Source organism: Erythrobacter dokdonensis DSW-74 (assembly GCF_001677335.1).
Classification (GTDB): Bacteria; Pseudomonadota; Alphaproteobacteria; order Sphingomonadales; family Sphingomonadaceae; genus Erythrobacter; species Erythrobacter dokdonensis.
In genome coordinates, this window is record NZ_LZYB01000003.1 from 197,546 (window position 1) to 209,567 (window position 12,022).

Genomic DNA, 12,022 nt, shown 5'->3' on the forward strand with positions numbered 1-12,022 from the left:
AGTCCAATATCGCAGCACCGCTCCATTGCGCAGTTTTCCCGGCACCGCGCCGCGCAAGACGGTGCGAGCGACTTGGGAAAAGGGGACGTTCTATGAGGGGCGGATATTGGCTGCGTTGCGCGGCCGGAGCATTGGCGCTGGCGGGTCTGGGTTCTCCCGCACTGGCACAGGGGACGGCGACGCAGCAATTGCTGCAACGCCTTTATGAAAAGGGCATCCTGACGGAGGAGGAATATGCCGCGTTGATGGCGGAAACGCAGGCAGCGCCGGCGGCGGCCGCGCCGGCGCCTGCCGCGCCGCCCGAGGGGAGCGAGCGCTTCGTAAAGATGACCGAAAAGGGCATCGGGCTCGAGGTCGGTCCCGCAACGATCAAGTTCTCCGGATCGGTCAACGCCTTCTATGTCAACGAGAATCCCGATACGCCGGGGGCAACCACCGCGGTGGCAGGCGGGATCGCCTCGGTCGGGGATGACAGCTCGAACGCTGTGCGCAACGGGCTCTTGCCGGGCTATCTGCTGATCGATGTCACCACCCAGCAGGCCGGACTCGATATCGGTGCGCATTTCGGCATGTATCCGGGAATCAACTCGGCCAACTGGGGGCCATTGGGCGCCAATAACGGCGGCCAGCCGACCGCGCTGGCAACTGCGGGCATCGACTTCCGCCAGGTCTACATCACCATCGGCGGGGGCTTCGGCACCGTGAAGATGGGCCGTGACATCGGCCTGTTCGGTTCCGAGGCGATCCTCAACGACATTACCCTGCTCGCCGTGGGGCCTTCCGGCGGCAATGTGGCTCCGGCAAATACCAGCCTCGGACGGATCGGATCGGGCTATATCTACACCGACTTCCAGCCGCAGATCACTTATACCAGCCCGAACCTTGGCGGCTTTCAGGCCTCGGTCGGGGTATTCCAGCCGCTGCAATCGCTGACCGCTCCGGCGCAGACCAATACCGAGCCCGGTTTCCAGGGCAAGCTGACCTATGATGCGAGCCTTGGCGATGTGGGCTTGCGGCTGTGGGCCTCGGGCGTGACCCAGCGCCACGATACGATTGGCCAGGGCACCGGCGGGCTCGTGTCCTATACGGGCCGGGGCATGGATCTGGGCGGCAAGGTGACTGTCGGGCCGTTCACCGGGGTTGCCAACTGGTACAAGGCCAAGGGTCTGGGGACCACGGTGCTCAACCTGCTCGATACCGATGCACTCGGCAATCCGCGTTCGAGCGACGGGTTCTATGTGCAAGGGCTGGCCACCTTCGGCAAGTTCAGCATCGGTGCGAGCTATGGCGAGAGCAATCTCGACCTCACCCGTAACGAGACCGCCATCGGCAACACGCTGGTAAAAACCAACTCCAGCTACATCGGACAGCTGCGTTACAGCCTGACCGACTGGGTCACGTTGCTGGCCGAATATACCAAGGCGCAGAGCGAGGCGCACAATGGCAACGAGGCCGACAGCAATTCGATTGCGGCGGGCGCCATCCTTTTCTTCTGACAAAAGGGCGGATATCGCACGCACCAAGCCGCAACCGGTCGGGACCACAGCCATCCCGGCCGGTTGACGGCACGCCCCGATTGCTGTTCCGGAACCAGACGATGCCTTTGACCCGATGTGCCTTTTCGCTTTTTTCGAGGAGCGTCGCACATGAGTGAGGCTGTCCGGCGCTACAATCGCGGCGCGCGCGCGCTGCACTGGCTGATTGCCGCGATGGTCATCGCCAACCTCGCCAGCGGTCTGCTCAACGATGCCTTCGAAGATGTGATCCGCGTGATCCCGACCCACAAGGCGATCGGCATGACCGTTCTCGCGCTGACTATGGTGCGGATCGCCTGGCGCTTCACCTGGACGCACCCGCCCTACCCCGGCACGGTCACGCGCGCGCAGGCCCTCTGCGCACGGCTGGTGCAGGGCCTGTTCTACGGATTGATGCTTGCGATGCCGGTCACGGGGTGGATCATGGCATCGGCGGGGAAGTACCCGCTGTCATGGTTCGGCCTTTTCGATCTGCCCAAGCTTGATGTCGCCCGCACCGATCTGGCCTATCTTGTGGGCCGCGAAGCTCACGAGATTCTGGGTTGGCTGTTCGTCGCGCTGGTGATCCTGCATGTCGCCGCGGCGCTTCGCCACCACTTCATTTTGAGGGACGATGTCCTCAGGAGCATGGCGTGACCTCCACGCCTGCCATTGATCTGTCTGGAAGTACTCTGATGCCCATGAAGTTGCGTTTGTCCGTCTGTGTCTGTGCCCTGTCGCTGTGCGCACCGCTTGCCGCGCAAGAGCAGGGGGAAGATGAAAGCGAAGCCAAGCCCGAGATTGTCGTCACCGGACGCGGGCTTGACCCGGCGCTTTCGACCGGAATCTACGCTACCACGACGTTGGAGCGCGAGACGATCGTCGCCAGCCCCTCGGGCCGGATCGAGGACGTGCTGCGGGGTGTCGCGGGCTTCCAGCAATTCCGTCGTTCCGACAGCCGCTCATCGAACCCGAGCGCACAGGGGGTGACGCTGCGCGCGCTGGGCGGGAATGCCACCAGCCGCGCACTGGTGTTGCTCGACGGGGTGCCGATCGCCGATCCGTTCTTCGGCTATATCCCGCTATCTGCGATTGCTCCCGAGACGCTGGGCCAGATCCGCGTGACGCGGGGGGGCGGGTCGGGACCGTTCGGTGCGGGGGCGCTCGCCGGCACGATCGAGCTCGACAGCGCCGATCCGTCAGCCACCGGAACCTTCCTCGGCAGCGCCGCGATCAACAATCGCGAGGAGACCGAGGCCAGCGGCGTACTGAGCCAGCGCCTCGGCAGCGGCTTTGCGGTTGCCAGCGGACGCTGGGACAGGGGGCAGGGCTTCTTCACCACGCCCGACAGCCAGCGCGTCCCGGCCTCCGCGCGTGCCGGGTTTGACAGCTGGAATGCCGCACTGCGCGGGGTTGCCCCGCTGACCGGCCAGATCGAGCTGCAAGCCCGTGTCGCTGCCTTCCGCGACAATCGCACACTGCGTTTCGAAGGCGCGGATTCCTTCTCGGAAGGGCAGGAAGCTTCCTTGCGCATCGTCGGTCGCGGTGACTGGCAGTTTGACGCGCTCGCCTATGTCCAGGCGCGCGACTTCGGCAACGTGGTGATCTCTTCGACCCGCTTCACCCCGGTGCTCGACCAGCGGCGTACGCCGTCGACAGGGGTGGGCGGCAAGTTCGAGCTGCGCCCGCCGGTGGCAGAAGGCCACGATCTGCGTATCGGCATCGACTATCGTCGTGCCGACGGGGAGCTGCAGGAAGAAGCGATCAGCGCCTTTTCCGGCAACATAACCGAACGCCGACGCGCCGGCGGGGCGACGGCCAATCTCGGCATTTTCATCGAGGACGACTGGCAGATCGGTCCGCTTATCATCAACGGCGGTCTGCGCGCTGACCGAACCTCCATCACCGACGGCTTCTATCGCGCGGTCAATCCGGCCGGCATGCTGGTGAGCGAGATCATCGCGCCCGACCGCGACGACTGGGCGCTGAACTGGCGGGCAGGCGCGCTGTTCTATGCCACCCGGCGGCTCGACCTGAGGGCTGCGGCCTATACCGGCCTGCGTCTTCCGACCCTCAACGAGCTCTACCGCCCCTTCGTCGTGTTTCCGGTGACTACCCAGGCCAATGCCGCGCTCGAGAATGAACGGCTCCAAGGTTTCGAAGTCGGGCTCGACTGGCAGCCGGTCAATGAAGTGGTATTCTCCGTCACCGCCTTCGACAACGAGGTGAAGGATGCCATCGCCAATGTCACCATCGCGCCGAACCTGCGCCAGCGCCAGAACCTGCCCGCGATCGAGGCGCGCGGGATCGAGGCAAGCGTGGCGGCGAAGTTCGGCAGCGTGAGTCTCGACGGGTCGCTTGCCTGGACCGATGCCGAGGTGCGCGGGCAAGGCTCCTCGCTCGCGCTCGACGGCAACCGCCCGTCACAGACACCCGAATTCTCGGCTACGCTGACGCTTGGCTGGCGCCCGGCTGCCGGCTGGCAGCTGGCGACCACACTGCGCCATGTCTCGGCCCAGTTCGAGGACGATCTGGAAAGCGATGTCCTGCCGGCCGCAACCACGCTCGATGCCTTTATCGCCGCGCCGCTGGCGGGCAAGCTGTCGGTAGTGTTGCGGGGCGAGAACCTCACCGGCGAGGACATCGTCACCCGCAATCAGGGCGGGTCGATCGATCTCGGTGTCCCGCGGACGATATGGTTGGGGCTGCGCTACGGTTTCTGAGGGAGTGCGTACCTATTCCGCCGGCTCTTCGCCGTTCCGTGCGACCGGCTGGCGGAAGGGGAACAGCCACTGCTCTTTGATCGACAAGCGCCTGCGGTCATCCTGTCCGACTACCGCGGATTCGCCTTCACGATAGGTGCCGAACACCCGGTCCCAGAAGATTACGCTATTGCCGTAATTACAGCGCGTGTCCTCATAGCTCAGCGCCGTGTGGTGCAGGCTGTGGTTGCGGATGGTGGTGAAGAAGAACCCGTACCAGATCGGCGGATCGGCGCGGACGTTGGCATGGGCATAGGTCGCGATTACCCCGCCTGCAGTGATCGCGGCAAACAGTGCGTTGAGATCGACATCGAGCAGCGCGGTCACCCCGATGCTGATAAGGAACAGTTCGATCGGATTGCCGATGAAGCCCTTCATCGCGTTGAGTTGGGTCACGTGATGGTGCGGTGCATGGGTCAGCCACAGCGGATACCAGTTATGCATCGCGCGGTGCATCCAGTACTGGCCGAATTCGAACAGGAACATCACCACCAGCACCTGGACGAGGAAGGGGCTGGCGGCGAGCCACGGAGTGGCGATCCCCAGGCTTTCTTTGAGCTGAGCCAGTGGTCCGTGGATCAGGGTATCCGAAAAGAACCCGATCACACCGTAGCCGAAGGCGACATAGAAGATGTCCGTCGCAAGCTCGGTGCGGTTGATGCGCCAGCCTTCATGGCGTTCGAACACCAGTTCCATCAGCTGGACGAAAGCGATTACGGCAAGACCGACGATGACGATCGTCCAGGGCGCCTCGACCCATACAGTCGGTGCGAAGGCCCAGAAGGCGACGACCGCTGCGAGCGTCGCGGGCGGCAGTAGGTTGATGAGGCTTTGTTTCACCATTGATCCTTTCGGTCTGCCCGGTTCGTGCAGGCCCTAGGAGCGGCAGCGCCCGAAGCAAAATACGCCATCTTGCCCCCTGCGTCGAGACGCTTCCCCTACAGACGCGCCCACACAGGCGGTTCGCATATAGTGTTCGATAGTCCATGGGGGCTTTGGGAGACCCCATCACTGGCCTGCCAATCGCGGTGGTTGTTCGACCAGTGTTGCAACAGAGCCGACAAACCCACGTTGTGCTCTCCCGAGGCGCCTGTTAGCAAGACAATGATTTTTATGATCCCGCCCAAATTCAGACGGTGCCGGGGGTGCTGCGGCCGGGATCTCGCAACAGGGGCTCTCAGGGCGCGCGTCATGGCACAATATCCGCAGCAGAAGCGTCCGGGATCATGAAAGGCAGCAATAAGCGCTCAGCAACGCCGGCCGCGCGTATGATGCTTGGTACCGCTCTGCTCGCGCTGGCCGGTTGTACCTCGATCGGCCCGGATCTGCCGGCCATGGCCGGCGTCCAGACCGTTCCCGCCCAATGGGTGCTGGCCGAGCCGGGCGGCGCGGACTTGCCGCTTGATCGGTATTGGGAGATGCTTGACGATCCGCTGGTCAAGGAACTCGTCGCGCAGGCACGTAGCGACAACCTCGATCTTGCGCAGGCGGTGGCGCGGCTGCGGGCTGCGCGGGCCGGCCTGCGTCAGGCCCGTGCCGATCGTCTGCCGACCATAAATGCCAATTCCGGGGCGCAGCGCCAGGTCGGCGACCTCGCCAGTGACGACGTGCTGCTCTCCCTCGGTGCCGATGCTGCCTGGGAGATCGACCTGTTCGGCCGGATCGACGGTTCGATCAATGCCGCCCGCAATGATTTGCAGGCGGCAGGCTATTCGCTTGGCGATATCGAGCGGGTCATCGTCGCGCAGGTCGCCAGCCAGGTGGTGACCGCCCGTTCGCTTGCAGCCCAGCTCGCGATCGCGCGCGAGACGCTGGCCAATCAGGACGACAATCTCCAGATCGCGCGCTGGCGCAACCAGGCGGGACTGGTCAACAGCCTCGATGTCGAGCAGGCGCGCACCCAGCGCGCGCAGACCGCGGCCAGCATCCCGCAGCTCGAAAGCAATCTCGTGGCCGTGGCAAACGCGATTTCCACGCTTATCGGCGAGCCTCCGGGCCGAGTATATCAAGCGCTGACCGATGCTCCGCGCCAAGTACCGGTCCCGCCGGCACAGGTCGCTCTCGCGGTTCCGGCCGATACGCTGCGGCTGCGTCCCGATGTCAGCGCGGCCGAAGCCCGGCTTGCTGCGGACCTCGAGCGTGTCGGCGTTGCGCGCACGCAACTCTATCCGCTCGCCCGGCTGTCCGGCACGATCGGCACCAGCGCAACCGATGTCGGCAGCCTGTTCGACCTCGTGACCGGCAATGTCTTTGCCAGCCTCTCGCAGCTGATCTTCGATGGGGGGCGGGTGCGCGGGCGGATCGAGGGGGCCGAGGCGAACGCCGATGCATCGCTTGCGGCATGGCGACGGAGCATTCTCGTGGCGTTGGAGGAGGTCGAAAGCGCAAGCGTCGATCTTCAGACCAGCGGCGCGCGGGTCGAGGCGCTGGGTGAAGCGCGCGAAGGGGCGCAGAACGCGGCTGTGCTTGCGCGCAGCCAGTATCAGGCGGGCCTGATCGATTTCCAGCGTCTGCTGGTGGCCGAAAGCCAGCTGCTCGCTACGCGCAATGCGGAGGTGAACGCACAAGGCGCGCGTGCGCTCGCCTTCATCAGCCTTGCGCGCGCGATGGGCGGCGGATGGTCGGTGCCGGAAGGTGCGGCTATTGAACAAATTGCGGCGAGGGAGCCCGACGAGTGAACGAAGCGAGCAATCCGGCAGAGGCGCCGAGCGTGGACGAATTCCTCGGCACCAAGCCGCGTCCGTTATGGCGGCGGACCATGAAATACTGGCTACCGGCGGTGATCGTCCTGCTGCTGCTCGCGCTGATCCTTTCGTCGATCTTCGGCGAGAAGCCGAAGCCGGACTACATCGCCCAGGAGGTGGTTGAGCAATCCTTGTCGCTTTCTGTGACCGCGACAGGAAACCTGCGGCCTACCAATCAGGTCGAGGTCGGTGCGGAAGTCACCGGGCCGGTCGACAGTGTGGCGGTTGATGTCAACGACCGGGTGACCAAGGGGCAGGTTATCGCGGTGATCAACACCGAGATCATCGACCAGCAGATCGCCCAGTCGCGTGCCAATCTCAACGCTGCCCGTGCGGCGCTGGCGCAGGCGCAGGCACAGCTGGATATCGACAAGGTGCAGCTTGCCCGGCTCGAGGATGTGCGCCGGCTTTCGGACGGGCGTGTGCCCTCGCAGATCGAGATTGACCAGGCCGAGGCTGCCGTCGAACGCGACAAGGCGGCGGTGGCCTCTGCGCGGGCCAACATCGAGGCAGCCGATGCGCTGCTCAAGGGCAATCTCACGACCCGCTCGCGAGCGGTCATCCGTGCGCCGGTCGACGGGGTGGTTCTTGCCCGGCGGATCGAGCCGGGGCAAACCGTGGTCGCGGCCTTCAACACCGTCACCCTGTTCGTCATCGCCGAGGACCTGTCCGAAATGCAGCTGCGTGTCTCGATTGACGAGGCGGACGTGGGTCAGGTCAAGACCGGCCAAAAAGCGACCTTCACGGTCGATGCCTATCCCGGCCGTCGCTTCCCTGCGACGCTCCAGCGGGTTGATCTCGCATCGGCCAATACGGTTGAAGCTCAAGGCGGCGCGGTGGCCTCGGCGGCGGGCGGATCGGTCGTCAGCTATGAAGCGCGGCTCGAAGTGCAGAATCCCGACGGATTGCTGCGTCCGGGCATGACAGCAACGGCGACCATCGCCACCCAGAATACCGGCAATGCCCTGCTGGTCCCCAATGCTGCCTTGCGTTTCCGTCCGGACGCCAAGGAGGAAAGCGGTGGCGGAGTGTTCCAGCCTCAGATCGGGCTCGAGGAGCAAAAGCAGCAGGCCACCATCGGCGAAGGCAGCCGCCAGCAGGTGCAGGTCTTGCAGGCGGATGGCACGCTCAAGGTGGTCGAGGTCGTCACCGGACGTAGCGACGGGCGGCGTACCGTGGTGCGTTCGAATGATCTGAAGCCGGGGATGAAGGTCGTCACCGGGGTCAAGGCGGCAGGCAGATAATGGCAGAGCCGCTGATCGAGCTTGAAGGGATCACCAAGACCTTCGGGAGCGGGGCCGCGGCGTTCCAAGCGCTGAAGGGCGTGGACCTGACCATCGAGCGTGGCGAGTTCGTTGCGATCATGGGGCCTTCGGGATCGGGCAAATCGACCACAATGAACATCCTCGGCTGCCTCGATGTGCCGACGGGAGGCGTCTTCCGGTTCCGCGGGGTGGAAGTGCAGAAGCTCGACCGCGATCAGCGCAGCCTGCTGCGGCGGCGCTACCTCGGCTTCGTGTTTCAGGGTTTCAATTTGCTGGCGCGCACCACCGCTCTGGAAAATGTCGAACTGCCGCTGCTCTATCGCGGCGAGAGCAAGGTCAAACGGCGCGAAGCGGCGATGCGGGCGCTCGATCAGGTGGGTCTGGTGCCCTGGGCCGATCATACCCCGGCCGAGCTTTCCGGCGGCCAGCAGCAGCGCGTTGCCATTGCCCGCGCGCTGGTGACCGAGCCCGACGTCCTGCTGGCTGACGAGCCGACCGGGAATCTCGACAGCGAACGCTCGATCGAGATCATGGAGCTGCTGCGGCGTCTCAACGCCGAGGGCATCACCATTCTGATGGTCACCCACGAGGAAGACATGGCGGCTTATGCCAAGACCATCGTGCGGTTCCGCGACGGGTTGGTGGAGCGGATCGAGCGCGGCGCGCTCGCGGCTGAAGGAAGCCCTGCGTGATGCTCGGGACGACGATCCTCCTGGCCCTGCGCGAAATCCGCCGTCATATCCTGCGCTCGATCCTGACGACGCTCGGGATAATCATCGGCGTTGCCGCGGTGGTAACGATGGTAACTCTCGGGAATGGCGTAACCGCTTCGGTCCAGGAAGAGATTTCATCGCTCGGTGCAAGCAATTTCATTGTCTTCCCGGTCCGCACCGACCGAGGCACCATCCGTCCCTTCGACGAGGATGACGTGCGCGCTGTCGAACAGCAAATCGCCGGGGTCGAGCTCGCTGCGGGCAATGCCGGTGCTACCGCCACGGCCTTTTACAACGGCCAGGACTGGGACACCCGTGTCCAGGGTGTGAACGACGCGTTCCTGAAGGCGCAGTCGATCGATGTGACCGAGGGCAGACCTTTTACCACCGAAGAGGAAACAGCGGGAAAGAATGTCTGCCTGCTGGGGCTGAAGGTACGTGAGGCAATCTTCACACCCGGCACCAGCCCCGTGGGCGCACGCATGCGGCTGGGCGATGTCTCGTGTCAGGTGATCGGCGTCATCGAGGAGCGCGGACAGGGCGGCGGAGGCGCGGACGAGGACGATGCGGTCTACATGCCGCTCAAGACCGTCCAGCGGCGCTTCAAGGGCAGCGACAACCTCGATTACTTTGTGGTCAAGTATGATGCGGCTTATGCGGCTTCGGTGATCCAGGATTCGCTGGTCGACCTGCTGCGCGAACGACGCCTGCTGCAAGGGGCGGAGCCCAACGATTTCAACGTGATCGATACCGCTCAGGTCAACCAGGCTCTGGGCGCAGCGACGGGAGCGCTGACGGCGATGGTTGCGGTGATCGCCTCGATCAGCCTGCTGGTCGGTGGCATCGGCATCATGAACATCATGCTTGTCTCGGTCACGGAGCGGACCCGCGAGATCGGCATCCGGCTCGCGATCGGAGCGCTCGCGCGGGAGGTGCGCCTGCAATTCCTGACAGAAGCTGTGGTGCTGTGCGCGCTCGGCGGGCTGGTAGGAATCGCGCTCGGCTTTCTCGCTTCGATCGGGCTGGCAACACTGATCGACGTGCCGTTCGTGTTCGATCCGGCGATCAACATTATCAGCTTCCTGTTTGCCGCCGGTATGGGGATCGTGTTCGGATATTATCCTGCCCGCCGCGCCTCGCAGCTCGATCCAATCGACGCGCTTCGGCATGAGTAATGCCGCTGAATACATCAACCGCTGCTGCCGCGCGACCCGCCAGCACGATACCGGACCGCAGCTCCAATAAAAAACGGCGCGGGCGTTGCTGCCCGCGCCGTCGCGTTTCGTGATGGTGAGGCTTTTTCTCAGAACACCTCGAACAGCCCCGCTGCACCCATGCCGCCGCCCACGCACATGGTGACGACGACATACTTCGCGCCGCGGCGCTTGCCTTCGATAAGCGCGTGGCCGGTGCAGCGCGCGCCGGTCATGCCATAGGGGTGGCCGATCGAGATCGAGCCGCCGTTGACGTTGAGGATGTCGTTATCAATGCCCAGCGTGTCGCGGCAGTAGAGAACCTGCACGGCAAAGGCCTCGTTGAGCTCCCACAGCCCGATGTCGTCCATCTTCAGGCCGGTTGCCTTGAGAAGCTTGGGGATCGCAAACACAGGCCCGATGCCCATCTCGTCGGGCTCGGTGCCTGCCACCGCCATGCCGACATAGCGGCCGAGCGGTTCAAGACCTTTCTGTTCGGCGAGCTTGGCTTCCATCAGCACTGCGGCCGAGGACCCGTCCGAAAGCTGCGAGGCGTTACCCGCAGTGATGTTCATGCCGGGTCCCATCACCGGGTTGAGGCTCTGGAGGCCTTCGAGCGTGGTTTCCGGGCGGTTGCCTTCGTCCTTGGTAAGGGAGACTTCCTTCTGGGAGACTTCCTTGGTCTCCTTGTCGACCACGTTCATGGTGGTGGTCACGGGGACGATTTCAGCGTCGAACTTGCCCGCAGCCTGCGCTGCAGCGGTGCGCATCTGTGACTGGTAGGCGTATTCGTCCTGTGCCTCGCGGCTGACGTTATAGCGCTTGGCCACGGTCTCGGCGGTGCCGAGCATCGGCATGTAGACATCCTTGTGCATCGCGATCAGCGAACGGTCGGGCGAAACGCGCATTTCCGGCGTCTGCACCATCGAGATCGAGTCCTGGCCGCCGCCCACGACGATATCCATATTGTCGACGATGATCTGTTTGGCTGCGGTCGCAATCGCCATGAGGCCAGATGAACACTGGCGATCGATAGTCTGTGCCGAAACGCCCACCGGGCAACCGGCGCGCAGGGCGACCTGACGACCGATATTGCCCGACTGGGTGCCCTGGGTGAGCACGCAGCCCCACACCACGTCGTCGATCGCGCCCGCCTCGATCCCGGCACGCTCGATTGCGGGGGCTAGGCTGAGCGCGCCAAGAGTAGCGCCGGGGGTGGCATTGAAAGCGCCCTTGTAGGCGCGCCCGATCGGCGTGCGGGCGGTGGAGACGATAACGGCGTCACGTGCCATGCTGGGGTATCCTTGTTTTGTGGGGGTGTGCCCCCGCCGGGGCGGGGGCTAGTCGTTCCGGTTCGCGCGGTGGGCGATCAGCAGAAGTACAGCGTCATCCACTCGCAGATCAGGGCGGGCTTGTCCTCGCCTTCGATCTCGATGGTGATCTCGACCGTCTGTTGCCACTGTCCGGGGCGCTTTTCGGCCATTTCGAGCAGTTTCCAGTGGCCGCGGATGCGCTTGCCCGAGCGGACGGGGGCGATGAAGCGGGTCTTGTTGCCACCGTAGTTGACCGCCATCTTGATCCCGTCGACGCGCGGCATGTCGGAATTGGCGCTAAGGTAGGGGATCATCGAGAGCGTCAGGAAGCCATGCGCGATGGTGCCGCCGAACGGCGTCATCTTTGCGGCTTCTTCGTTGATATGGATGAACTGGTGGTCGCCGGTCGCATCGGCGAACTGGTTGATGCGCTCCTGGCTCATTTCCACCCACTCGCTGGTGGCAAAATGTTCACCGACCTTGGCGGCGATTTCCTGGGGGGTCATGGGTTCCTCCTC

At 64.3% G+C, this 12,022-nt stretch carries 10 protein-coding genes; 7 read left to right on the forward strand and 3 right to left on the reverse strand.

Features of this window, described 5'->3' with window-relative positions:
- Positions 1-92: 92 nt before the first annotated feature.
- The 3 genes from I603_RS07395 (at position 93) to I603_RS07405 (ending at position 4,237) form a co-directional block, all read left to right on the forward strand.
- Positions 93-1,496, forward strand: coding sequence for a porin (locus I603_RS07395; protein WP_068863646.1), 1,404 nt, complete (start codon positions 93-95; stop codon positions 1,494-1,496).
- 150 nt (positions 1,497-1,646) lie between these two features.
- A complete protein-coding gene (locus I603_RS07400; protein ID WP_068863648.1) occupies positions 1,647-2,171 on the forward strand; it encodes a cytochrome b in 525 nt (174 codons plus the stop codon).
- 38 nt (positions 2,172-2,209) lie between these two features.
- Positions 2,210-4,237, forward strand: a complete 2,028-nt coding sequence (locus I603_RS07405) for a TonB-dependent receptor plug domain-containing protein (RefSeq protein ID WP_068863650.1) — start codon at positions 2,210-2,212, stop codon at positions 4,235-4,237.
- Positions 4,238-4,249: 12 nt separating this feature from the next.
- Here the strand turns inward: I603_RS07405 and I603_RS07410 are convergent, their stop codons facing one another.
- Entirely contained in the window at positions 4,250-5,119 is an 870-nt protein-coding gene (locus tag I603_RS07410; protein WP_084439962.1) for a sterol desaturase family protein, read from the reverse strand.
- Positions 5,120-5,544: 425 nt separating this feature from the next.
- On the opposite strand from I603_RS07410, the gene I603_RS07415 reads away from it, so the two are divergent.
- Genes I603_RS07415 through I603_RS07430 form a run of 4 tightly spaced genes read left to right on the forward strand, consistent with a single transcriptional unit; the run spans position 5,545 to position 10,173 of the window.
- On the forward strand, positions 5,545-6,954 hold the full coding sequence (locus tag I603_RS07415; RefSeq protein ID WP_068864128.1) for an efflux transporter outer membrane subunit: 1,410 nt from the start codon (positions 5,545-5,547) through the stop codon (positions 6,952-6,954).
- Positions 6,951-8,264, forward strand: coding sequence for an efflux RND transporter periplasmic adaptor subunit (locus tag I603_RS07420; protein WP_068863652.1), 1,314 nt, complete (start codon positions 6,951-6,953; stop codon positions 8,262-8,264). The genes I603_RS07415 and I603_RS07420 overlap by 4 nt, the downstream gene beginning before the upstream one ends.
- Entirely contained in the window at positions 8,264-8,977 is a 714-nt protein-coding gene (locus I603_RS07425) for an ABC transporter ATP-binding protein (protein ID WP_198157228.1), read from the forward strand. Before I603_RS07420 ends, I603_RS07425 begins: the two co-directional genes overlap by 1 nt.
- On the forward strand, positions 8,977-10,173 hold the full coding sequence (locus I603_RS07430) for an ABC transporter permease (protein WP_068863657.1): 1,197 nt from the start codon (positions 8,977-8,979) through the stop codon (positions 10,171-10,173). The genes I603_RS07425 and I603_RS07430 overlap by 1 nt, the downstream gene beginning before the upstream one ends.
- 128 nt (positions 10,174-10,301) lie before the next feature.
- Here the strand turns inward: I603_RS07430 and I603_RS07435 are convergent, their stop codons facing one another.
- Both I603_RS07435 and I603_RS07440 read right to left on the reverse strand, forming a co-directional pair.
- Positions 10,302-11,483 carry an acetyl-CoA C-acyltransferase gene (locus tag I603_RS07435; RefSeq protein WP_068863659.1) on the reverse strand — a complete coding sequence of 394 codons (1,182 nt, stop codon included), beginning with the start codon at positions 11,481-11,483 and terminating at the stop codon, positions 10,302-10,304.
- A 77-nt stretch (positions 11,484-11,560) separates the two neighbouring features.
- The gene (locus I603_RS07440; RefSeq protein WP_068864130.1) at positions 11,561-12,010 is read right to left on the reverse strand and encodes a MaoC family dehydratase; all 450 of its coding nucleotides are present in this window, start codon (positions 12,008-12,010) and stop codon (positions 11,561-11,563) included.
- Between the last annotated feature and the right edge of the window lie 12 nt (positions 12,011-12,022).